The organism is Halobacillus sp. Cin3 (assembly GCF_947311855.1).
GTDB classification, from domain to species: domain Bacteria; phylum Bacillota; class Bacilli; order Bacillales; family Halobacillaceae; genus Halobacillus; species Halobacillus kuroshimensis.
Window position 1 is genome coordinate 129279 of the sequence record NZ_CAMZMV010000003.1, and the last position, 24065, is coordinate 153343.

The window sequence follows — 24065 nt, forward strand, 5'->3', positions numbered from 1 at the left end:
TGCTTGTCACCCTTCAGAAGGGGATTTCATCTTCTGCACTCCCGTGCGCACATTTTTCAATGTGATGAAGTAAATGGCGCTGATCAACAATCCGGCCGAAGCCGTTAAAAGGTAGACGATGGACAGATTGTCGGAAATGCTGTCTACAAAGGACGATAAAAACTGTCCAAGAAAAACAGCGGAAGAAAAGTAGGCGAGATTTTTCCCGCGGTTGGCCGTGCTGCTTTTTTCCACGGTCATATGGTTGGCAAGGGGAATGGTAAAGCCAAATCCAAAACCAATCAAAATCCCAGCCCCTACGGCAAGCAGAAGGGAGGTCTGATTCAGCCCAAGCAGCAGATAGCCGCCTCCGAATAAAAAGAATCCGGTCATCAACGTGGAGTAGTCACTGATTTTGTTGACCACCTTAGGCATCTGGCTCGCTGATATGACGGCGACAAGAGAGATCATCGCCATAAAGTATCCCGTTCCTGTGGAAGTCATGTGAAAGTGCTCGGCCAGGTAAAAGGGCACAGAGACCATCGTTACAAAAAAGATGGTCATGGCGAGCATAGCGGATAACAACACAGGCCAGATTTTTTCTGAAGAAGAACCCTCATCTGCTTCTGCTTCCTCTGCGGTTTCTTTTTTTGTAAATGGAACGAAAGACAATAGAAAAACAAGAGCGATCCAACCGAGAAGATACAACAGGAAGGGGAACTGCCATCCGAAACTTCCGAGGATGCCTCCGATACTCAGGAAGATGATGCCCCCAGCTTCAATGGACATGCCCTGCAGAGCCATCATCTTCAGGCGCTTCTCTCCTTCAAAAAATTCGGCAAGCAGCCCGGTAGCCGAAGACATCACGACAGCCGTTGCCCCGCCGAGGAGAATGCGGTCGGCTAAGACCAACACAGTCCCGTCCAGCCAGATGGCGGTTATTCCCAATCCTCCGTATAAAATCAGTCCGGTACACAAAGCTCTGTAGGGTCCGGACTTGTCGATGAATTTACCGGCAAGCGGAGCGAACAGGACAACGCCGAGCGAAGGGAGTGTCGTCAGCCAGGCAGCTGAGTCCTCCATATTGTAGTGCTGGGATATATCGAGTAAGGCGGGAGTAATGGCGCTGCCGACCATAACGGTCAGGCTGGCCGCGAGCATTAAGGCAAAAACTCCCGCTTTGGATAATGGTTTCATCGTACATACCTCCTTTAACAATTCGGAATTCATCATAACATAAATTTAGTTAGGAAACTAATTAAATGATCGTTCAATGAAATCTATTTATGATAAAATAGCGGCAGAAAGGGTGAACGCGATGAACGAATCACACAATGAGGATATTGGCTATCAGATTCAGAAAATATCCCATTCCATCAAACAACTGCAGAACGAAAGGCTCCAAAAGGAAGATTTGAGCGTTTCTCATGTGAATGTCATGTTCGTTCTTTACGAAAAGGATGGGGTGACGCAGTCTTATCTGCAGAAAGAGCTTGGTATCAAAGCTTCTTCCTTGTCCAAGCTGATTGATATCCTTATTCAAAAAGGTCTGGTTTATAAAGCATCGATTGAAAAGGATGCCCGTACGAAACTGATTCATTTAACGTCTCTTGGTAAAGAGCGGAAGGAACAGCTTCAGCACATCCGTTACGACTTAGAAAGCGAAGTGACCCATCCACTGACACCCACAGAAATCAAGCAGATGCAGGAGATGCTGAAAAAAATCAAAAACCACCTGGAGGACTAGCGGAGCCACTGTCTGCCTTTTCCCCCTTAACTGTTTTTACAAAAACGACGATATAAGAAAAAAAGACATGCAGGGGGATTTGATATGGGATGGTTGAATAAGAGAAAAGAGGCCGTGCGTAAGAAGCTGGGAGAGGGAAGGACAGGGGTGATCGACGTCCCTGAAGGTTCAGATATTCATCGTCAGTGTGAAATGATTCAGCTGACGGCAGACGACCTCGCTGTTTTGCAGGACCTGCAGCCGATGGTGAGCGAGGAAATGGAAGCGATTGTGAAGAAATTTTACGTGAATCTCGAAAGCGTGCCGATGCTTCAGCAAATGATTAAGGACCACAGTACCGTTGACCGCCTGCGGAAAACACTGGCTGTTCATATGGAAGAGATGTTTTCGGGCGTCATCGATGAGGCTTATATTGAAAAAAGGAAGCGGATTGCCGCGGTACACTTGAAAATCGGTTTGGAGCCCAAATGGTACATGTCTGCCTTTCAGGACTTACTGCTCTCATTCCTGGAGGTATACGACAGGCATTTGGAAGAAGACGACTACCGGCAGGCGGTTGCAGCGACGACAAAAATACTGAGCATCGAACAGCAGCTCGTCCTGGAAATGTTTCAAAGAGAAGCGGATGCCTTACGGGAAAAAGAAATAGAGAAAAGAGAGGAAGCCTACCTAAAAGTGGACCAGATGTCCGCTGAAGTGGCTGCTGTTTCCCAGCAAGCCAGTGCTTCTACAGAACAGCTGACCGATCAAACGGAAAAAATGGTCACGGACTCTAAAAATGGAACAGCGGTGGCCCGTCAAGTGGAGCAGCAGTCGCTTGATGGCAAGAAGCAGCTGGAAGTACACCAGCGGCAGATGAATCAGATTCAGCAGACCATCAGGGAAATCTCCGGGGATATGGAAAAATTGAGCCGGATCGCTGAAGAAATCAGTAAAATTGTGACGATCGTTTCTTCCATCGCTGAACAGACCAACCTGTTGTCTCTGAATGCTTCGATTGAAGCTGCGCGTGCAGGGGAGCATGGAGCAGGGTTTACGGTTGTAGCCGCTGAAGTACGTAAATTATCGGAGCAGACGCAAACCTCTGCGGCAGAAGTTTCCCAGTTGATTCATTCTACAAGTGGACAGATCCATAACGTGTCCGGCCATGTAGGCAGTATCGATGAGATGATTGCAGAGGGTGCGGACAGTATGGAGCAGATCAATCACTTCTTTACGGAAATTGTTACGGCGATGGGGCAGAACAAAGCCTACAATGCAAGTATGGAAGAGGAGCTGCAGCATTTTTCGTACGTTATTGATGAAATCAATGATGCCGTTGGTAAAGTAGCGGCTTCTTCCCAGCAGTTGACAGCCATGACTGATTAAATGATCTGTCCGTAAGGGGAAGCCTTTTAGTGTTTCCTTAAAAAAAGTCCCTGAGACGGCTGTCTCAGGGACTTCTTCTATTAAGAGCGTGTATTGATTTCAGTGACGTTGTCCTGTGTATTGGAAGGGGTGAAGGCTTTTCCTGCTGTTGGAGTAGTCTGCTCTTCCTCATCGCTGGAAAGCTCTTCTTTCGCTTCTCTGGCTTTGTCTCCGACTTCCTGCAGTTCTTCGCCGGCATCTTTAGCTGTGGAAACAATTTCTTCAGACTCTTCTTTGATGTCCTTCACTTTGTCGGTGATTTCTCTGCCTTGGTTGTTGAAGACCTCCTGCACGGTGGCAGCCGCTTCAGATGCGATATTGACGATATTACGGACACGTGTAACAAGGTCATCTTTTTTCTCTGATGGATTTTCCTTTACCTCGGAAGCGTATTCCGCTACAGAATCCTTCTTCGCGCGGGATCCTTCTTTCAAACGGCGGCGTTGTTCAGGGTCTTTGGCCAGAACAATCGCTCCTCCGATAAGAGCTCCGGTTACAATAGCGATGGGAAGCTTTTTGCTCCCGCTTTTTTTGGTCGTCTGTTGAGTTGTCATAATTGAATCACCTTTCTATCCTTATATTTTTTTGAGCTTCATTCCTCATTGTTTCTCTGGCAGTCTGAATGTCTTCATATTGAATTTTACCCGTCTGATAAAACTCACCCTTTTTACGCTCCACCTTCATTTTGGCAACGGATGGATCACGCGTGAGGGAGTTGATAAGTATGCCTGTCAGAGCACCTGCCGTCAATCCTGATACCCATTCAAGAGTCTTCATGATGTCGTACGATCCAGCTGGGCTGCTGATTTGAGCGCTTTTCTTTTCTGAGACAGGTAATAGGTCATGGCAAGCGCTCCATAAATGCCCCGCCAGCCTTCTTCATTAATCTTCTGCTCTCCTTCAAAGGTGGTATTCTTCAAGGAAGAGGTCATATCTACAAGAGAAGAAGTGAGCTTCCTGGAGGATTCTCCAATATCTCCAACGATATAGAATAACGGGCTCAATGCTTTAATCTTTTCATTCACATCGGCCAGTGTATCATTACTGTTATGCAGAACGCCGGTCGTTTCCTTCATGACGGAGTCCAATTGTTCCGGGAGCTGATCCACAGTTTCGCGGACACCGCTTAAAACACCGGCAAGGTTATTGAGAGTTTTAATAAGAAAAATAGAGACCACGGCAAAAGCGATTCCGATGATGAGTACGCCGATTCCTAGAAAATCCATGCCAACCTCACTCCTTTATTTTCTTTCGTTTCCATTTTACATATAAATCAATGGCTGCATCGCCCCACTGCATGGCTTTAATGACGTTCTCATTACGCTCGTGGGAGGCGTGGGCCACACTTTCTGAAACCCCTTGAAGGGAACTGTTCACATTTCCTACGGTCGATCCCACATTGTTGACGGCATCCATCAACCCGTTGATGCTCTGGGTTTTCTCTTCAAGATCAGCCGCCATTGAATTGGTTTTTTTCAACAGGCTTTCTGATTCGGAGGTAATCCCCTGAATCTGGCCTTCCACTTTCTCCAGTGTTTGGGAAACACTGGACATCGTATGGGATGCTGTCTTTAATGTTTTCACAACAAAGATACTGATGAAGGCAAAGGCAATTGCGATGATGAGTAGTCCAAGTCCTGCTAATGACATCTCGTTCCACCTCTCTTAAATTCGGTTTGTAAAAGCTATACCACTATTCTTTTTTGCTGAAACGCTTCTTGAAAAGAAAAAATCTGCCAGCCCTTGATAGAAGATAAAGGGAGGGGGCCCATAGACTCAGAGAATCGGTGGTTTCTATTTTTGTAAGCCGGGGAATAGAACAAAATATGTAAACGCTTACTTAAAAAGGTTCTTAACGAAAAGTTAACAAATGGACGGACGCCATGGTTATTCGACATTTTTCGACAAAACTTTTCAGAATATTTTCATCAATTGCAATTGTAAATCTATACAGGTGATTTTATGATGAATATAGGAGATAACAAACGTTTCCGAATTGATTGATAGGCAGCTGGTCTAGTCATAAAGTTTGATTATTGAGACGAGGAGTGATGGTGTGATCCAGGGTACATCTTTAGAACATGATATTTATTTATTCCATGAGGGGAATCTCCGGTACAGCCACAAACTGCTGGGGGCCCATCCGGATACGAGGAACGGAGAGCAGGGCATCCGTTTTGCCGTCTGGGCTCCGAACGCCGTTAAGGTCAGTGTCGTCGGTCCATTTAACAACTGGGACGGACGGGAACACCCGATGGAAAAGATCAATGACAACGGCGTGTGGATCGCTTTTCTTCCCGGCTTGGAAAAAGGAACGATTTATAAATACGAAATTTTAACTCCTCACGGACATCTCCGCTTGAAAGCTGATCCGTATGCATTTTCAAGCGAACTCCGTCCAAATACCGCTTCGGTTGTCTATCCGCTGGATGATTATGCATGGGGCGACCATGACTGGATGAACCAGCGGAAAGGACGTAATCCCTATGAATCACCCATGTCGATCTATGAACTTCATTTAGGGTCCTGGAAGTACATAGAGCCGGAGGTTTTTTACAATTTCCGTGAATATGCAGATATGGTGATTCCTTATGTGAAAGAACTCGGCTATACCCATATCGAACTTCTACCCATGACAGAGCATCCGTTTGACCGCTCCTGGGGTTATCAGGCGACCGGATACTTTTCCGTGACCTCCCGTTACGGCACCCCGGATGACTTCAAGTATTTTGTCGATCAATGTCACAAATCTGGAATCGGTGTCATATTGGACTGGGTACCGGGCCACTTCTGCAAGGATGAACATGGACTTCGCAGGTTTGACGGGGAAGCGCTTTATGAATATGCCAACCCTAGTAAAGCTGAGAAAACACAGTGGGGGACGCTTACGTTCGACTTCGCCAGAAACGAAGTACAGAGCTTTCTCATCTCCAATGCTGTGTACTGGCTGAAAGAATATCACCTGGACGGCCTGCGTGTGGACGCTGTTGCCAGTATGCTCTACCTCGACTTCGGTAAGGAAGACGGAGAGTGGGAGCTGAATGAATACGGCGGGCGTGAAAATATTGAGGCCATCGATTTCATCAGAAAAATGAATAAAGCCGTTTTTGAAGAAGTTCCGGATACGCTGATGATGGCGGAGGAATCGACGTCCTGGCCGCTTGTCAGTGCACCGACACATATCGGCGGACTCGGGTTCAATTACAAGTGGAACATGGGCTGGATGAATGACATGCTCAAGTATATGGAAATGGACCCGATCCACCGGAAGTACCATCATAATTTAATTACCTTTTCTCTTCATTACGCCTTTTCCGAGAACTTTGTATTACCGATTTCTCATGACGAAGTCGTCCATGGAAAGAAATCGTTATTAAATAAAATGCCGGGCGACTATTGGCAGAAATTCGCCAACCTGCGTGCATTTCTCGCTTATATGTACGCCCATCCCGGTAAGAAGCTTCTATTTATGGGAGGTGAATTCGGACAATTCGACGAGTGGAAGGACTTGGAGGATCTGGACTGGGAGCTGCTGGACTACGACTCCCACGCCTCCATTTTGGAGTACACGAAACAGCTTCACCAGATGTATCAGGATATGCCTGCATTGTGGGAGCTCGATCACAAACCAGAAGGGTTCACATGGATCGATCCGAATAACTATGAGCAAAGCATTATATCTTTTGTACGGAACAGCCGGACATCAAACGATCAATTAGTCATAGTATGCAACTTCACTCCGGAGGTCTACCACGAATATAAAGTCGGAGTGCCTGAACAAGGCTCATACGAGGAAATTTTCTCGAGTGACGCGGAGCACTTTGGTGGTTCCGGTCAGAGAAACGGACTGCCCCTGGACACGATATCCTCTCCATGGCAGGGCCAGAACCAGCATGTCACCATGACGGTTCCCCCGCTCGGTGTGAGCTTCCTGAAAAGAACATCAGTAAATCAAGGAGGAGAATCATGAAAAATAAAGAATGTGTAGCGATGCTTCTAGCTGGTGGGCAGGGGACCAGATTGAAATCATTGACGAAACAGATCGCCAAACCTGCCGTATATTTCGGCGGTAAATACCGGATCATTGATTTTCCGCTGAGCAATTGTACGAATTCAGGCATTGATACAGTAGGCGTACTTACCCAGTACGAGCCGCTTATTTTAAATGATTACATCGGCATTGGAGATACATGGGACCTGGACCGTAAATTCGGCGGTGTGTCGGTGCTCCCTCCATTTATGCAGTCGGAAGGCGGCGGCTGGTATACAGGGACGGCGAATGCCATCTACCGCAACCTGAAATTCCTGAATCAGTATGATCCGGAGCACGTCCTGGTCCTGTCCGGGGATCATATTTATAAGATGGATTACGGCGCGATGCTTGATTACCATAAGGAAACGGATGCGGACGTGACGATTTCTGTTATTGAAGTTCCGTGGGAGGAAGCGAGCCGTTTTGGAATTATGAACGCCGACGACAACGGGAAGATTACAGAATTTGATGAGAAACCTGAATATCCGAAGAGCAACCTGGCCTCCATGGGTGTCTACATTTTCCGCTGGGATGTACTGAAGCAGTACTTGATTGATGATGCGGAAAAAGAAGATTCCTCCCATGATTTCGGGAAGGATATCATTCCAGCTCTTCTTAATGATTATAAAAAGATGATGGCCTATACATTTGATGGTTATTGGAAGGATGTCGGAACGGTCGACAGCCTTTGGGAAGCCAACATGGACCTGCTTAAGAGAAATCCTGAATTGAACCTTAGTGATTCCAGATGGCGGATCTATTCGAAAAACCCAAACCAGCCGCCGCAGTATATTGCTCCATCGGCTACGGTGAAGAATGCGCTGATTAATGAAGGGTGCCGGATTTACGGCAAAGTGGATACATCGGTGATTTTCTATGGTGTTCACGTTTGTGAATCCTCCGTTGTGAAAGATTCTGTCATCATGCCGGATGTCAAAATCGGCAGAAATGTCACGATCAACCGTGCCATCATCTCAAAAGGAACAGTGATTGAGGATGGAGCCGTGATCGGTGATCCTTCACCAGACAGCGAAATCACGCTGGTGGCAGATGAAGGAAGTGTTCTGGCAACAAGCTATGCTACAAACTGATTTTTGAGGAGGATATTATGGATCGTATCGCTGGAATTATTAACCTGGACCATGAGCAGGATATGCTCGATGAACTTACGTACTTCCGCTGCGGGGCAGCGGTTCCTTTTGCCGGACGCTACCGGATGATTGATTTCGCTATTTCCAATATGACCAACTCCCGGATTGAATCCGTAGCTGTCTTTGCGAGAAGAAAATACCGTTCGCTGATGGACCATCTCGAACAAGGAAAAGCGTGGGATCTGGACCGCAAGCGGGGCGGCCTTTTCATCCTGCCCCCTGACTGGAATGATCCGACAGATATTTCCCGCGGGGATCTGCAGCATTTCCATAACAACATCGATTTCATCAACCGGACTCTGGCGGATTATATCGTCATCTCCGGATCCCAGCACATCTGCAACATCGATTATCAGGATGTCCTGCAGGAGCACAAGGAATCAGGGGCGGACGTAACGGTCATTTATAAAAAAGTGGACGAAATGTATTCCGAGCATGAACGCGCTCACAAGCTTGATATCGATGGGAATAACCGTGTGACGAATATTCACAATGATCGAAGCAGCCATAACGTCTATATGGATATGTACATCATTGACAAAGAATTTTTATACAACCTGATTGAAAAGTGCATTGCTCACGGATGCTCCAACTTCTTCCTGGATGGGATCAAAGGAAAGCTTCCGAACATTCATATCAATGCTTATGAGTACCACGGCACTCATGCGCTGATCAATTCGGTGGAAAGTTATTACCGCAACAGCGCCAAGCTGTTGAATGCCTCTGAGCATGATGATTTATTCAAAGAGGATGCCCCGATTTTCACGAAGGTGAAAAACGAAGCTCCATCGAATTATACCCAATCGTCTCATGTAACAAACACGATGGTGGCCAACGGGTGTGTCATTGAAGGAGAAGTCGAGGACAGCATCCTGTTCCGCGGTGTCAAAGTAGGAGAAGGGGCGGTCGTTAAAAACTCCATCATCATGCAGCGCTGCGAAATCGAAGAAGGAGCGGTCCTGGAAAATGTCATTCTTGATAAGGATTGCACCATTTCAAGTGGGAAGACGCTGATTGGAGCACCTGAAAAGCCGTACGTACTAGCGAAGCGGCGATCAATGTAACCCCCTTTGTCAGGGACTGTCTGGACCTTACCGCTCGGGCAGTCCTTTTTCTTTAACAGTGGTTAAGTGATGGATTGAACAAAGATAAGGAGTGGATATACGTGAATATTTTAATGGTTGGTTCAGAATGCACCCCTTTTGTAAAAACCGGTGGTCTTGCTGATGTGCTCGGTACTCTGCCGCATGCCTTGAAAAAACAGGGCGCCGATGTCCGTGTCGTCCTGCCGAAATATGAGAACATGGATGATCACTGGAAGGAACAGCTGACCCACCTGGATGAACTGGATATCACGCTTGGGTGGCGGAGCCAGTATGCAGGAATCGAATATATCAACTATGAGGGCATTCCCGTCTATTTCATAGATAACGAATATTATTTTAAACGTTCCAATCTTTATGGGTATGGAGATGAAGCCGAGCGGTTCGTTTTCTTCAATAAAGCGGTCATGGACTTTATCTGCACGCTGGAATGGACTCCGGATATCCTGCACTGCCATGACTGGCAGACCGGTCTCATCCCTGTCTACCTACATACCCACTATAAGGATGTGGAAAAGCTTCAAGGTATGAAAACGGTCTTCACGATTCATAATTTGAAGTATCAGGGGATTTATCCGCAGTCCGTCCTGCATGATCTCATGGACTTTGATGAAAGCATGATGAGAGATGATGCGTTCGAATTTTTCGGAAACATCAACTTCATGAAGGGTGCTTTGAACTACGCCGATTTTATTACAACGGTCAGCGAAACTTATGCAAAAGAGATTCAAACGCCCTATTATGGGGAAAACCTAGACGGAGTACTTAGAAAACGGACTGACGAATTAATCGGAATCGTCAACGGCATCGACGAGCATAACTATAACCCTATGAAAGACGAAGCCCTTGCTTTTCCGTATCGCAGCTCCCTGATCAAGAAGGCTCAGAACAAGATGTGGCTGCAGGCTGAATTAGGTCTGCCTGTACGTAAGGAAGTACCGATGATTGGCATCGTTTCCAGAATGGTGGAACAAAAAGGGTTCGACTTGATCGGAAGGGTGATTGACGAGCTGCTCTATCATGATGATGTTCAAGTCGTCCTGCTTGGTACGGGTGAATATCAATATGAGCAGCTGTTTCAATGGGTACAGCACAGACACCCCGAAAAAATGTCAGCGAATATCCGTTTTTCAGAACCATTATCCCGTCAGATTTATGCGGCCAGTGATATGTTCCTCATGCCTTCCCGTTTCGAACCGTGCGGTATTGGCCAGCTGATTGCCTTAAGGTATCTGTCTGCTCCGATCGTCAGGGAAACAGGGGGACTTGTGGACACTGTCCAGCCATATAATGAAGAGACTGGGGAAGGGAACGGATTTTCGTTTACAAACTATAACGCCCACGACATGCTGTACACGATCCGCCGGGCTGTCGAATTCTATCAGGAGCCTGCTTCTTGGCAGAATCTTGTAAAAAACATCTGCAAGAGTAAGTTCACTTGGAAAAACTCTGCGGAGCAGTACATGGATTTGTATCAAACGATGTTCCGGTAGAGCTGATAGGAGGAACCTTTATGGTGATGTTCAGTAGCAAAGAGGAATTCAAGGCCGCGTTTAAGGAGCAGTTGGAGGACCGGTATGGGCGGACGCTGGAGACAGCATCGGAGTATGATACGTACCGCGCGTTAGGGACGCTGATTCAGGAGAAAATCAACAATAAATGGCTTCACACCCAGCAGCATTACAAGCGTAACAAAACGAAGCAGGTGTTTTATTTCTCGATGGAATTCCTTATGGGGCGTCTGCTTGGGAACAATCTATTAAACATGGATGTTCTGACACTTGTAGAAGAAGGGCTGGATGAGCTTGGTTTGTCCCTGTCCGGATTGGAAGAGAAGGAAAGTGATGCAGGCCTCGGCAACGGCGGTCTCGGCCGTTTGGCGGCTTGTTTTCTGGATTCTCTGGCCTCTTTGGAGATGGCTGGTCATGGCTATGGTCTCCGTTATAAGTACGGCATGTTTGATCAGCATATCATCGACGGGAAACAAGTGGAATTTCCTGATTACTGGCTTTCCAAAGACTTCGTCTGGGAAGTAAGACGCCCGGATGAAGCGATCGAAGTCCGTTTTGGCGGACAGGTATCTTCCACACGTGACAAAGAAGGAAAGCTGCATTTTAAGTATGAGCACTATGAACCGATCCAGGCGGTGCCTTACGATGTCCCGATTGTCGGATACAAAAACGAAACCGTGAATACGCTCCGGTTGTGGTCCGCGGAACCATCTGTCGGCGACACAATGTCCCGTGCTGAAAAAGAAGGGGAGTTCGGTCATTTTCTCGGCCATAAACGTTCGCTGGAATCTATTTCGGATTTTCTATATCCGGATGATTCTACAGAAGACGGTAAACGCCTCCGTTTAAAGCAGGAATATTTCCTCGTGTCCGCCGGTGTCCAGTCGGTCGTCCGCTATTTTGAAAAACTCGGAGTGCCATGGTCCTCCTTCCCTGAAAAAGCAGCCCTCCATATCAACGATACCCATCCGGCCCTCGTCATTCCTGAACTGATGCGGATCCTTATGGATGAGAAAGGAATCGGCTGGGAGGAGGCATGGGAGATCACCCGGTCATCGGTTTCCTATACGAATCATACAACCCTTAGTGAAGCGCTTGAGTCCTGGCCTGTAGGTCTTGTCCGCTCGCTGCTGCCGCGGATTTTCATGATCATCAATGAAATCAATGAGCGTTTCTGCCAGGAGCTGTGGAGCACTTACCCAGGAGATTTCGACCGCATTGCCGACCTTGCCATCGTAGCGGACGGTCAGGTGAAAATGGCCCATTTATCCATTGTCGGAAGTCACAGCATTAATGGTGTGGCAAAACTCCATACAGAAATTTTAAAACATCGGGAAATGAAACGGTTCTTCCATACCTTCCCGGATCGCTTCAACAATAAAACCAACGGAATTACTCACCGCAGGTGGCTGATGCACAGCAACCGTAAATTGGCATCACTCATTACGGAAACGATCGGCGACACCTGGATCCACGAGCCGCAGCAGTTAAGCCGGCTGATGAGCCGGAAAGATGATTTAAGCTTTCTTGATCAGCTTCACGATATTAAGCATCAGAATAAAGTGGAATTTGCAGAGTGGGTGCAGCAGACGCAGGGAATCACCGTCAATCCGCACTCCATATTCGATGTCCAGATTAAACGGCTCCACGGTTATAAGCGTCAACTGCTTAATGCTCTTCATATTATGCATTTATACAATGAATTGAAGGCAGACCCTGCGATGGAAATGGTACCGAGGACTTTCTTTTTCGGAGCCAAGGCCGCCCCGGGTTATCATTTCGCAAAAACGGTCATCCAATTGATCAACCGTATTGCAGAAGTGGTCAATAATGATCCTGCTGTAAACGATTATATAAAAGTGGTGTTCCTTCCGAACTATTCCGTGTCCATGGCAGAGAAAATCATTCCGGCGACCAATATCAGTGAGCAGATATCCATGGCTACGAAGGAAGCTTCGGGTACAGGGAATATGAAATTCATGATGAACGGCGCGGTGACGGTAGGGACGATGGATGGGGCGAACGTCGAAATCCATGACCACGTCGGGGATGATAACATTTATATCTTCGGACTCACTTCTGAAGAAATCTGGGAATATTACAATCAAGGATCCTATTCCTCCAGCAGTATTTATCACAACGACGAGCGGATCCGCCATATTCTCGATGAATTGATTCACTACAGTCCTTTTTCTAAAGGCGAAACGGAATTCCAGGCCATTTACGATGCTTTGGTCACCTATAATGACGAGTACTTTGTACTGAAAGATTTTCCGGATTATCTGCTGGCTCAGAAGAAAGTCAGTCAGGATTATCAGAGAAAGCGTCAGTGGAACTTGAAGAGTCTCGTAAACATCGCCCAGTCCGGTGTGTTTTCCAGTGATCGCACAATCCAGGAATACGCAGAGGAGATTTGGAAAATCAATCGCGTCGGGGCGCTGAAGTAGTTATATAGGGGGACGGATTTGTGAGACAAAAGGAAATGTATCATAACAGCTTTGAGGAATCCTATAGAGAGCCTTTCGGTGCTGCGCCGAAAGGTTCTGCTGTTACACTGAAACTGGATGTGCTCAATCGCCATCGTGTATCCCATGTCATCCTTCACTATATCCTTGACCGTACGGATCATGAAAAGACGAAGGAAATGGATGTATGCAGTGAGGAACACCAGTGCACGACATATGAAACGACTATAAAAATGCCGGAAAGTCCGCAGCTGATCTGGTATTTCTTTGAGATCATCTCCGAAGACCGCACCCTTTTTTACGGACGGGAGCGGAGTAATGAGAGCGGGGAAGGCAGAATTTATGATCATATTCCCCCCTCCTGGCAGATTACCGTTTATGACCCTGTTTACGAAACGCCGGAATGGTGGAAGAATGCCACGATGTATCAAATATTTCCTGACCGTTTTTATGCTGCCGGCGACATTGATATGAAAAAAGCACCGGAAACGAGCCTCGTACATGCCCATTGGGAGAATGATCCTGTTTATATCCGCAATGAGCGTGGAGAAGTCATCCGCTGGGACTTTTTCGGCGGCAATCTGAAAGGCATTACGGAAAAACTTGATTACCTCGAGACACTGGGCATTACCGTTCTTTACTTGAATCCAATTTTTGAAGCGGAAAGCAATCACCGTTATGATACGGGGGATTATCATAAGATTGATAAACTGCTGGGGACAAAGGAAGACTTTGAGGCGTTGATTGAAGAAGCGGAAAAAAGAGGCATGGAAGTTATGCTCGACGGGGTGTTCAGTCATACGGGGAGCAACAGTATTTATTTCAACCGGGAAGGGAAGTACGACTCCCTTGGTGCCTATCAATCCAAAAATTCCCCGTATTTCAGCTGGTATACATTCCACAACTATCCCAACGAATATGATGCCTGGTGGGGAGTAGGGACTCTCCCAACACTCCGGAAGGAAAATGAAGATTACCAGAATTTCCTGATTCATGATGAAGACAGTGTCATTAAAACGTGGCAGAAGTCAGGGATGAAGCACTGGCGTCTTGATGTAGCGGACGAGTTGACCGATGACTTGATCCGGCAGATTTATACCCAGCTGAAGAAGAAGGATTCATCCAGTGTGCTGCTGGGGGAAGTGTGGGAGGATGCCTCCAACAAATCTGCCTATGGAAAACGCCGCGACTATTTTCTCGGGGGCGTCCTGGATTCGGTGATGAATTACCCGATGCGGCGGATCCTGCTCGACTTTATTAAAGGGGACATGGATGCCTACACGGTGCACAGGCGTTTGATGACCTTATGTGAGCACTATCCGAAAGAATACTTTTATGCCGTGATGAACATGCTCTCGAGTCATGATGTCGAAAGAATTTATACGATGCTGGCAGACTTTCTGCCTGATGATTTTTCAGATGAGCAGAAAGAGCAGCTCATCTTCAAGCAGATCAAGGCTCTCAGTCTATGGATCTATGCTTTTCCAGGTGTACCTTCCCTGTACTATGGCGATGAAGCCGGGCTGACAGGGGGAGCGGATCCGGATAATCGTAAACCATATCCTTGGGGAAGAGAAAACCAGGAACTGCTTGACTGGTATACCGAAATTGGGAAGTGGCGGAAAGAGCATGACGTCCTCCGTACAGGGCATTGGAAGTCCTTTGCACTGGATGACGATGTTATCGGATTTGAGAGATGGAATGAAAACAATGTCGACCATTTTGGAAATGAAGCGGCGGACGAGCGGATTCTCTTTTTGTTCAACCGGAACCTCCGGGAAAAGCGGGAAATTAATATTCCCATTCAAAAAGGAAAGTGGCAGCAGCTGGAGAATAAGAAAAGTATATTCAGTTCAAAAAACAACTGGCTGACGATCAAACTGGATCCGTCAGAGAATATGATTCTACGGTTAATGAAATAGGAGGCGTAACCAATGGGTTTCTTAGATGGATTAATGGGAAACGCGTCCGAAGTGGACGTAACGAAGCTTGAAAAGGATTTAAAAGATATCCTTGCCGGTGGAGAGCAGGTAGAGAGCGGTTATAAGGTGCTCCGCGACTCGTTCATCTTTACAAATAAACGTCTGCTTCTCGTGGATAAGCAGGGCATGACGGGGAAGAAAGTGGAGTACCACTCCATTCCGTATAAAAGCATCACCCATTTCAGCGTAGAAACAGCTGGAAGCTTCGATATGGATGCTGAGCTGAAGATCTGGATTTCAGGGTCATCCGAGCCGATCGGAAAACTTTTTAAGAAGGACAGCCCGATTGAATCCGTTCAACAAACACTGGCTGAACATGTGTTATGACTTTTGCAGCCTTCTTCCGTGTAAAGGAAGAAGGCTTTTGCTATTGAAAAATGACCGCCTTTCAAGCATCATGGAAGTACACTATTATGAAAGCGTTACCAAAGAGGTGTTCTCATGAAGCTTGAGCTTGTTCAGAAACAAACGACAGGGTTATTTATGACAACGGAAATGCGCCAGGCTGTTCAAATGCTTCAATATTCAGCAGGTGAGTTATGGGAGTATGTGCAGCGGGAGGTTGATGAAAACCCGCTCCTTCATTTTTCTGTCGACGCTGCATCCATGTTCTACAAGAAAGGTGCATCGATGAATTTCATGGAAGAAATGACTCCTGATCAAGCATCATGGAGGGATAATATAGAGGACCAGATCCGGCTGCTGCAGGTGTCTGAAGAGACGAAAGAGATGCTGATTTTTCTTGCAGGGCATCTGGATGATGACGGTTTTTGTGAAGCATCGGACGAGGAGACAGCAGAAACCTTTCATACGACGTTGGAATCAGCGAGGAACGTACGCATGTCTATGTTTAACCTGGATCCGGAAGGTGTAGGCTGCCGGAACATAAGGGAGTATTTGGTGTTTCAGGCCGTCCGGCGCTTTCCTGAGGATGAAAAACTGCCGCTGATCATCCGGCATCACTTGGATGATCTGGCCCTTGGAAACTGGGAGGAGATTGAAAAGTCTACAGGCATACAGCGGGAGGAAGGAGAGGAAGCACTTTTGCGGTTAAAGCAGTTGAATCCAAGACCGCCGGCTGCTTCTTTATCTCCATCCATTCCATCTCTCCCCCCTGATTTAATATTGGAAGAAACCGAAGAAGGGTATCAGCTTCACGATCCTTATTCCATGACGAAATACCTGGGGTGGGACCATGAACTCCTTGAGTTGTACGATACGAATGCAGAGGCCGCCGGTTTTTTTGAAGAAGACTATAAACGGGCACGATGGCTGATCCAAAGCGTGGAAAGCAGGAAGAACACCCTCCTGCAGACGGCTGAAGTCGTCGTCCGCCATCAGCGGGAGTTTTTCAAAGGCCGTTCACTGCAGCCGCTGACGCTTAAGAACGTGGCAGATCAGATCGGTGTGCATGAATCCACCATCAGTCGTGCGGCTGCCAATAAAGTCATGCAGACACCAAAAGGGCTGTATTCCCTGAAGAGCTTTTTCGTCACAGGGTATCAAAGTGAGGACGGAAGAGGATATTCATCGGGTTATGTGAAAGAAAGGATCGCCGGGATGATCGAGGGGGAAGATAAAAGGAAACCATACTCCGACCAAAGCATCAGCCGCCTCCTGCTTCAACAGGAAGGTCTGCACATATCGAGAAGAACGGTAGCCAAATACAGGGAGACTATGAAAATTGCATCCTCCTCACGCAGGAAGGACACATCCAAAAAGCTTCACCTCCTACATTCCTAGGTTAATATTCTCCTAAATGGGGGATAGACTATTAAAGTGGAGTGAAGGAGGAGAGAAACGTTGAAGAAGATCATTGATTATACGAAAGCGGTCATCAAGGAATTCCAAAAAGATAATGTCCCTCTGCTTGGGGCCGCCCAGGCTTATTATTACTTACTATCCATTGTTCCGATGCTGATTCTGCTATTATCTATACTCCCCTATTTGAATATTGATTCAGAGACGGCAATCCAGGCCATGGGCAACGTTCTTCCGAGCGGCACCGTTGATGTATTCCGTGAAAATATCGTTGCGGTAGTGGAACAGCCGAACGGGGGGCTCCTTACAGTTGGTATTCTGGGTACGCTCTGGTCCGCTTCCAGTGGGATCAATGCATTCATACAATCGGCTAATGAAGCTTATGAAGTGGAAGAAACGAGGTCGTTCATCAAAGTGAGACTGCTGGCGATCGCGTTGACGGCAGGCATGATTGTAGCGATTGTCGTTGCTCTTGCGCTTCCGGTGTTCGGACAGGTCTTGATTGACTTCATCAATCTTCCAGCTCAGACGGAAATACTTATGCAGGTGCTGCGCTGGGTGATCAGTATATCTGTCATCGGCCTCGTATTGATGGCCCTTTATCATTTCGCACCAAATAAGAACATTCCATTCAAGCATATTCTTCCTGGGGCAGTGATTACTGCGCTTCTCTGGCAGGTCATTTCCCTGGCTTTCTCGTTTTACGTAACGAACTTTGGAAACTATTCTGCGACGTATGGAAGTCTCGGTGGTGTCATCATCCTTATGCTTTGGTTTTTCCTGACCGGTATCATCTTAATGGTCGGTGCGGAAATCAATGTCGTCTATCACCGACGCCACGGAGGCAGAAAATCAAAAGCGGCGTAAATGTGAAGGAGGTCTCCCGTCCTATGAGGAGACCTCCTTTTTTATTGGAGGGAGAAGTTGAATTTCTCAAGAAGTTCAGGCAGCGTCGGTCGGTAATGTCCGTTCCTTCCTTTCCCAGGCTCTGCATGAAGCAGTGATTCCAATACAGCCTCTTCGCAGGACTCGCGTACAGCTCGGAATGCCGCATCGATATCCTCTTCATGAAGCATTTCTAAAGACAAGGGGTGGTCCGGTTTGTCATGCGGAATGGTTCCAGCCGTTGTAAAACCGATGACAACTTCACCACTGCCATTACCGATAATAGACCCGGTCCTGGACAATCCGGCTGCTGTCCGTTTGAGTATCCGCTTCAACTGCCGCTCTGTGACCGGGAGATCCGTCGCGCAGATGACCATCACCGAACCGCGGTCCTTCTCCTGTGTTTGATGTGCTTCACTCAGCTCTTTCCCAACCGATCTTCCATCGATCCGCAGGTCACTCAGCGTCCCGAAGTTGGTCAATGTCAGAACACCAAGGGTATACGACCCGTAGGCGAGGTCAATTTTACGCGAAGCTGACCCGATGCCGCCTTTCATGGAGTAACATACCATGCCTGTCCCCGCTCCCACACTTCCTTCTTCAAAATCATTTTCCGCCCTTTGCAGCGCATGCCATACATCCTCCTTCGCTACGCTGCGGTTTCGGATATCATTCAAATGCATATCATTGCACTCGCCGACGACGGGGTTGACCGTCCCTGTCGTCCGTCCGATTTCGGGGTTCCGCTCCAAGCTGTAATCAACGAGGGCATCGTAAACACGGCCGACTGCAAACGTATTGGTTAAGGCGACAGGGGTTTCCAACGTCCCCATTTCCTCGACCTGGATTAATCCGGTGGTTTTCCCGAAGCCATTGATGACATGCGAGGCGGCCAGCAGCTTTTGTTTGAAAAGGTTCCCCTCATGCGGAAGGATGACCGTTACCCCTGTGTGTGTGTCTCCGTCTGTCAGTGTTTGATGACCGACTTTGACACCGGGTACATCGGTGATTTGATTTCGTCTCCCCGTCTCCATTTCTCCAATTGTAATTCCGTATGTTCTTGTTTTTGTTCCCATCCATAGTCCCTCCCTGTCTTCCCAATACTTTCTAAATGCAGGGCTGGAATTCCTTTTTATGTATGAAAATACATCCATCGGTTTTAATATACGTTCAAACGCTCGTGAATAAAGGATTTTTGTATGGAAAAGTGAATAAAATAAATTTTCTTTTGAAAAATCTCAAAAAATATTTGGTTGCGCTTACATCGTTTTTATAAGTGGATTTGTAAAGGATTGTCATTGTCGTATTTGCATGAAAATTCAGCTGTCATGCCTGATGAAGGCGTGATTCTTCCATATGTTCATGCTATACTAGTAAGAAACTGAAAAGACAGAATTTTTCTATTATTGCCTGCAACTTTCAAGAATAAGTCCGCTAGGGGGAAAGATAATGCAAAAACACGGATATCCTGTTCCGCAGGGGCTGTATCATCCGGAAAATGAGCATGAAGCTTGTGGTATCGGAGTTATTGCCAACATCGATGGGACAAAGAGTCATAGTATTGTAGAAAATGCCATCACGATCTTATGTAATCTGGAGCACCGGGGCGGTCAGTCCGCGGATGTCAGTACAGGGGATGGTGCCGGTATTTTAACCCAGATTCCTCATAAATTCTTTGAAAAACAATGTGAGAAAGAAGATATATACCTTCCGGAGGCTGGGAAATACGGGATCGGTATGGTGTTCTTCCCGGAAGACCATGCGTTAAGAGTCGACTGCATGCAGCGTTTTCAGCGTATCGTTGAGGAAGAGGGACAGCAGTTCCTTGGCTGGCGTACTGTACCCGTCAACGACTCCTTCGTAGGGAAAGATGCGAAAAAGACAAAACCATTCATTCGTCAGGCTTTTGTAGCTCCTTCTGATAATATCCAGACACAGATGGATCTGGAACGTCGTTTATACATTATCCGCAAACGTGCGGAAAGCGAAATTGCTTCCATGGACCAGTATGATGACTTTTATATCAGCAGCCTGTCTTCCAATACGATTGTCTATAAAGGTATGCTGATTCCGGAACAGCTGGACTCCTTCTATATTGATTTGAACCACCCTGACTTTAAGACCGCCCTCGCTTTAGTGCACTCTCGATTCAGTACGAACACCTTCCCGAGTTGGAAACGATCACATCCAAACCGCTATACCATCCATAACGGAGAGTTTAATACCCTCCGCGGAAATGTGAACTGGATGAGAGCGAGGCAGGAGCTTTGCGAGTCTGAATACTTCAGCAAAGAAGATCTGGATAAGCTTCTGCCGGTCATTGATGCCAACGGAAGTGATTCATCCATGTTTGATAATGCGTTTGAGTTCCTTTACTTATCCGGTCGTTCTCTGGCGCACACCGCTATGATGATGGTCCCTGAGCCGTGGTCCAATGATGAGACGATTCAGGAAGATAAGAAGAGTTTTTATGAATATCACAGCACGCTGATGGAGCCATGGGACGGTCCGGCAGCCCTTGCTTATACGAACGGGAAGCAAATTGGTGCCTGTCTGGACCGTAATGGTCTGCGCCCTGCCCGTTACTATGTAACGAAGGACGGTATGATCGTGCTTGGGTCTGAAGTTGGTGCTCTTGATATTTTCGCTGATGATATTTTGTACAAAGATCGTCTGCACCCTGGCAAAATGCTGCTTGTCGATCTCGAAGAAGGAAAAATCATCCCGGATGAAGAGATCAAGCTTCAGATTGCCCGTGAGCATCCGTACCAGGAATGGATTGATGATCATAAATTCGATTTGGAAGACCTGCCTGAGCCAGCCACAGAACACCGCCCGATCGGCAGTTTGATCGATCAGCAGCTCGCTTTCGGATACACGACTGAGGAATTGAATAAGATTCTCATGCCGATGGTGACAGATAAAAAAGATCCAGTCGGTTCGATGGGATATGATTCCCCGCTGGCTGTCCTTTCCAAGAAACCTCAGCTGCTTTACAGCTATTTCAAACAGCTGTTTGCCCAGGTGACCAACCCGCCGATCGATGCGATTCGTGAAAAGCTGATTACGATGGTGGAAACGACCATTGGTGCTGAGGGGAACCTGGTGGATCCAAAACCGGACAGCTGCCGTCAGATCCGTCTGAAAACACCGATTCTGACGAATACAGAACTTGAACAGCTTCGCCAGCAGACGGTGGAAGGATTCAAACCGGTTACACTGTCGATGTTATTTAAAGCGGAAGAAAATGAAATGAAAACTTCGCTCGACCGTTTATTTGAAGAAGCCGATCAAGCGGTGGAAAACGGAGCGACACTGATCATCCTTTCTGACCGCGGTGTGAATGATGAGTACGCTGCGATACCGACGCTGCTTGCTGTTTCAGGTCTCCACCACCATCTGATCCGCGAAGGGACGAGAACAAAAGTCAGTCTGCTTGTGGAATCAGGGGAAGCGCGTGAAGTTCATCATTTTGCAACACTTCTAGGCTACGGGGCAGAAGGGATCAACCCTTACCTTGCCTATGAATCTCTGCATGACCTTCTTGAAAATGGTCAGATTGAAGACGTATCCCATAACGAAGCTGTACAGACGTACATTAAAGCGGCGACAGACGGCATTATTAAAGTCCTCTCCAAAATGGGGATTTCGACTATCCAAAGTTACCGGGGGGCTCAGATTTTTGAAGCGGTCGGTATTCATATGGATGTGATCGATCAATACTTTACCCGGACGGCTTCCCGTCTCGGCGGAATCGGTCTGGACATCATTGAAAAAGAAGTATTGATGCGTCATGAAACAGCCTTCAGTGAAGGCCGTGGCGGAAACCGTACGCTTGATGCGGGTGATGATTATCAATACCGCAGAAATGGTGAGGATCATCAGTACAATCCGCAGACGATCGCGACACTGCAGCACGCCTGCCGTGCCAATGATTATGATTTGTTCAAGCAGTACTCGAAGATGCTGACGGATGAAAAGCATAACCTGCAGTCTCTTCGTGGACTTTTATCCTTTAAACAGCGTCCGTCCATTCCATTGGATGAAGTGGAGTCCGTGGAGGACATTACCCGACGATTCAAAACAGGAGCCATGTCCTTCGGGTCCATCAGTAAAGAAGCCCACGAGGCTCTCGCTGTGGCGATGAACCGGATTGGCGGCCGGAGCAACTCCGGAGAGGGTGGAGAAGACCCGTCCCGTTTTGAGCCGGATGAAAATGGTGATCTGAAGCGAAGCGCTATTAAACAGGTAGCTTCCGGCCGTTTCGGCGTAAACAGTCACTATTTAGTGAATGCCGATGAAATCCAGATCAAGGTCGCGCAGGGGGCGAAGCCCGGGGAAGGCGGACACCTGCCTGGTAAGAAAGTGTACCCGTGGGTAGCCGAAGTCCGCGGCTCCACCCCAGGCGTTGAATTGATTTCACCGCCTCCGCACCATGATATTTATTCCATCGAGGATCTGGCTGAGCTGATCTACAACTTGAAAAATGCCAATCCAAAGGCTCGTGTCAGCGTGAAGCTTGTATCGGCTGTCGGTGTCGGAACCATTGCTGCCGGTGTAGCAAAAGGCCGTGCCGATCTCGTTCTGATCAGTGGGTATGACGGTGGTACTGGGGCTGCGCCGCGTACAAGCATTAAGCATACCGGTCTTCCGTGGGAAATCGGTCTGGCTGAAACCCACCAGACGCTTGTGCTCGACCGGCTTCGTGACCGCATTGTCGTTGAAACAGACGGTAAGATGATGACCGGCCGTGATGTCGTTGTCGCTTCTCTCCTTGGAGCGGAGGAGTATGGATTTTCCACAGCCCCTCTTGTTGTCCTTGGCTGTGTCATGATGCGTGTCTGCCATTTGAACACATGTCCTGTTGGTGTCGCCACCCAGGATCCTGAACTTCGGAAGAAATTCACCGGCGAAGCCGATCACCTTGAAAACTTTATGCGCTTCATTGCACAGGAAGCGAGGGAGATCATGGCAGAACTCGGTTTCCGTACGATCAACGAAATGATCGGACGTACGGATGTGCTTGAAACAAATGAAGCAATTGATCATTGGAAAGCGAAGGGTGTGGACTTGTCTGCGCTTCTTTACCAGCCGGATGTACCGGACAACTATGGTTTATTTGCTGTGCGTAAGCAGGATCATGGTTTGGATAAAACCCTCGATATGGAAGAACTGCTTCCATTATGTAAAGACGCAATTGAAACGGGTAAACCGATGAAATATACCGGGTCGATCCGGAACATCCACCGGGTGACAGGGACGATTTTAGGCAGTGAGATCACCCGCCGTTACGGCGCAGAAGGTCTGCCTGAAGATACGATCAACCTGACATTCAAAGGTTCAGCAGGTCAGAGTTTCGGAGCTTTCATTCCTAAAGGGATGACACTGCGCCTGATCGGAGATTCCAATGACTATGTCGGTAAAGGACTGTCCGGAGGGAAGATCATCGTCCACCCTTCATCCAAGTCTTCGTTCCGACCAGAAGAAAACACGATTATTGGAAACGTGTCCTTCTATGGAGCGTCTGCCGGAGAAGCTTATATCAACGGTCTTGCCGGGGAACGCTTCTGTGTGCGGAACAGCGGGGCGGATGTCGTCGTCGAAGGTGTCGGGGACCACGCCTGTGAATATATGACGGGTGGAAGGGTCGTCGTCCTTGGTGGTACCGGCCGAAACTTTGCTGCCGGTATGTCAGGAGGCGTCGCCTACGTTCTTGATGAAACAGCCCACCGTTTTGAAACGAAGTGCAACAAGGAGCTTGTGCTCCTGCAGCAATTGCAGGATTCACAGGAAATCCAGGAGCTTTATGACATGATCGACCGTCATGTATCGTATACAAACAGCCCGCTGGGTCAGAAGATCCTTGCAGAGTGGCCGCAGTACGTGAGCAGATTTGTCAAAGTGATTCCAAGAGATTACCTGCACATGCAGGATCGCATCCAGCGCCTGAAAGAGAGCGGACTGGACAAATTTGACGCAGAAATGACAGCTTTTGAAGAGAGAAACAAACCGGTAGAAACCGTCAAATAACAGCGGAGGGG

At 47.6% G+C, this 24065-nt stretch carries 17 protein-coding genes; 12 read left to right on the forward strand and 5 right to left on the reverse strand.

From position 1 onward, the window contains the following. Nucleotides 1–6 precede the first annotated feature (6 nt). Nucleotides 7–1176 carry an MFS transporter gene (locus tag QMA39_RS11395; RefSeq protein ID WP_281658803.1) on the reverse strand — a complete coding sequence of 390 codons (1170 nt, stop codon included), beginning with the start codon at nt 1174–1176 and terminating at the stop codon, nt 7–9. 121 nt (nt 1177–1297) lie between these two features. On the opposite strand from QMA39_RS11395, the gene QMA39_RS11400 reads away from it, so the two are divergent. Next, complete coding sequence (locus QMA39_RS11400) at nt 1298–1726, forward strand: MarR family transcriptional regulator (protein WP_281658804.1); 429 nt, start codon at nt 1298–1300, stop codon at nt 1724–1726. Between the two features lie 84 nt (nt 1727–1810). After that, the gene (locus tag QMA39_RS11405; RefSeq protein WP_281658805.1) at nt 1811–3094 is read left to right on the forward strand and encodes a globin-coupled sensor protein; all 1284 of its coding nucleotides are present in this window, start codon (nt 1811–1813) and stop codon (nt 3092–3094) included. Nucleotides 3095–3174: 80 nt separating this feature from the next. Here QMA39_RS11405 and QMA39_RS11410 read toward each other — a convergent pair whose 3' ends face one another. From QMA39_RS11410 to QMA39_RS11420, 3 genes are all read right to left on the reverse strand, one after another. After that, complete coding sequence (locus QMA39_RS11410) at nt 3175–3687, reverse strand: hypothetical protein (protein ID WP_281658806.1); 513 nt, start codon at nt 3685–3687, stop codon at nt 3175–3177. Nucleotides 3688–3906: 219 nt separating this feature from the next. Continuing rightward, the gene (locus tag QMA39_RS11415; RefSeq protein WP_281658807.1) at nt 3907–4359 is read right to left on the reverse strand and encodes a DUF948 domain-containing protein; all 453 of its coding nucleotides are present in this window, start codon (nt 4357–4359) and stop codon (nt 3907–3909) included. Between the two features lie 7 nt (nt 4360–4366). Continuing rightward, a complete protein-coding gene (locus QMA39_RS11420) occupies nt 4367–4783 on the reverse strand; it encodes a DUF948 domain-containing protein (RefSeq protein WP_027956773.1) in 417 nt (138 codons plus the stop codon). Between the two features lie 406 nt (nt 4784–5189). Here QMA39_RS11420 and glgB point away from each other — a divergent pair, with 406 nt between their 5' ends. From glgB to QMA39_RS11465, 9 genes are all read left to right on the forward strand, one after another. Next, nucleotides 5190–7103 (forward strand): 1,4-alpha-glucan branching protein GlgB, encoded by a 1914-nt coding sequence (gene glgB / locus QMA39_RS11425; protein WP_281658808.1) that lies wholly within the window; start codon nt 5190–5192, stop codon nt 7101–7103. Beyond that, nucleotides 7100–8257: a glucose-1-phosphate adenylyltransferase gene (locus QMA39_RS11430; RefSeq protein WP_281658809.1), complete on the forward strand. Its 1158-nt coding sequence runs from the start codon at nt 7100–7102 to the stop codon at nt 8255–8257. Before glgB ends, QMA39_RS11430 begins: the two co-directional genes overlap by 4 nt. A gap of 17 nt (nt 8258–8274) precedes the next feature. After that, entirely contained in the window at nt 8275–9381 is a 1107-nt protein-coding gene (gene glgD / locus QMA39_RS11435; RefSeq protein ID WP_281658810.1) for a glucose-1-phosphate adenylyltransferase subunit GlgD, read from the forward strand. 101 nt (nt 9382–9482) lie between these two features. Further along, the gene (gene glgA / locus QMA39_RS11440) at nt 9483–10913 is read left to right on the forward strand and encodes a glycogen synthase GlgA (RefSeq protein WP_027956769.1); all 1431 of its coding nucleotides are present in this window, start codon (nt 9483–9485) and stop codon (nt 10911–10913) included. A 26-nt stretch (nt 10914–10939) separates the two neighbouring features. Further along, nucleotides 10940–13378 carry a glycogen/starch/alpha-glucan phosphorylase gene (locus tag QMA39_RS11445; RefSeq protein ID WP_027956768.1) on the forward strand — a complete coding sequence of 813 codons (2439 nt, stop codon included), beginning with the start codon at nt 10940–10942 and terminating at the stop codon, nt 13376–13378. Nucleotides 13379–13398: 20 nt separating this feature from the next. Continuing rightward, complete coding sequence (locus QMA39_RS11450) at nt 13399–15318, forward strand: glycoside hydrolase family 13 protein (protein WP_027956767.1); 1920 nt, start codon at nt 13399–13401, stop codon at nt 15316–15318. A 12-nt stretch (nt 15319–15330) separates the two neighbouring features. Then, on the forward strand, nt 15331–15705 hold the full coding sequence (locus tag QMA39_RS11455) for a PH domain-containing protein (protein WP_027956766.1): 375 nt from the start codon (nt 15331–15333) through the stop codon (nt 15703–15705). A gap of 114 nt (nt 15706–15819) precedes the next feature. Continuing rightward, nucleotides 15820–17121, forward strand: coding sequence for an RNA polymerase factor sigma-54 (rpoN, locus tag QMA39_RS11460; RefSeq protein ID WP_027956765.1), 1302 nt, complete (start codon nt 15820–15822; stop codon nt 17119–17121). 60 nt (nt 17122–17181) lie between these two features. Next, a complete protein-coding gene (locus tag QMA39_RS11465) occupies nt 17182–18006 on the forward strand; it encodes a YihY/virulence factor BrkB family protein (RefSeq protein ID WP_027956764.1) in 825 nt (274 codons plus the stop codon). Between the two features lie 41 nt (nt 18007–18047). On the opposite strand, the gene QMA39_RS11470 is transcribed toward QMA39_RS11465, so the two are convergent. Next, nucleotides 18048–19100, reverse strand: coding sequence for a P1 family peptidase (locus QMA39_RS11470; protein WP_281658811.1), 1053 nt, complete (start codon nt 19098–19100; stop codon nt 18048–18050). A gap of 373 nt (nt 19101–19473) precedes the next feature. On the opposite strand from QMA39_RS11470, the gene gltB reads away from it, so the two are divergent. Further along, nucleotides 19474–24054, forward strand: coding sequence for a glutamate synthase large subunit (gene gltB, locus QMA39_RS11475; protein WP_281658812.1), 4581 nt, complete (start codon nt 19474–19476; stop codon nt 24052–24054). Nucleotides 24055–24065: the final 11 nt, after the last annotated feature.

Excerpts from the sequence above, each read along its gene's own strand:
- QMA39_RS11395 (WP_281658803.1), bottom strand. The coding sequence starts at position 1,176 with ATGAAACCATTATCCAAAGCGGGAGTTTTTGCCTTAATGCTCGCGGCC.
- QMA39_RS11400 (WP_281658804.1), top strand. The coding sequence starts at position 1,298 with ATGAACGAATCACACAATGAGGATATTGGCTATCAGATTCAGAAAATA.
- QMA39_RS11405 (WP_281658805.1), top strand. The coding sequence starts at position 1,811 with ATGGGATGGTTGAATAAGAGAAAAGAGGCCGTGCGTAAGAAGCTGGGA.
- QMA39_RS11410 (WP_281658806.1), bottom strand. The coding sequence starts at position 3,687 with ATGACAACTCAACAGACGACCAAAAAAAGCGGGAGCAAAAAGCTTCCC.
- QMA39_RS11415 (WP_281658807.1), bottom strand. The coding sequence starts at position 4,359 with ATGGATTTTCTAGGAATCGGCGTACTCATCATCGGAATCGCTTTTGCC.
- QMA39_RS11420 (WP_027956773.1), bottom strand. The coding sequence starts at position 4,783 with ATGTCATTAGCAGGACTTGGACTACTCATCATCGCAATTGCCTTTGCC.
- QMA39_RS11430 (WP_281658809.1), top strand. The coding sequence starts at position 7,100 with ATGAAAAATAAAGAATGTGTAGCGATGCTTCTAGCTGGTGGGCAGGGG.
- glgD (WP_281658810.1), top strand. The coding sequence starts at position 8,275 with ATGGATCGTATCGCTGGAATTATTAACCTGGACCATGAGCAGGATATG.
- QMA39_RS11445 (WP_027956768.1), top strand. The coding sequence starts at position 10,940 with ATGTTCAGTAGCAAAGAGGAATTCAAGGCCGCGTTTAAGGAGCAGTTG.
- QMA39_RS11455 (WP_027956766.1), top strand. The coding sequence starts at position 15,331 with ATGGGTTTCTTAGATGGATTAATGGGAAACGCGTCCGAAGTGGACGTA.
- rpoN (WP_027956765.1), top strand. The coding sequence starts at position 15,820 with ATGAAGCTTGAGCTTGTTCAGAAACAAACGACAGGGTTATTTATGACA.
- QMA39_RS11470 (WP_281658811.1), bottom strand. The coding sequence starts at position 19,100 with ATGGGAACAAAAACAAGAACATACGGAATTACAATTGGAGAAATGGAG.
- gltB (WP_281658812.1), top strand. The coding sequence starts at position 19,474 with ATGCAAAAACACGGATATCCTGTTCCGCAGGGGCTGTATCATCCGGAA.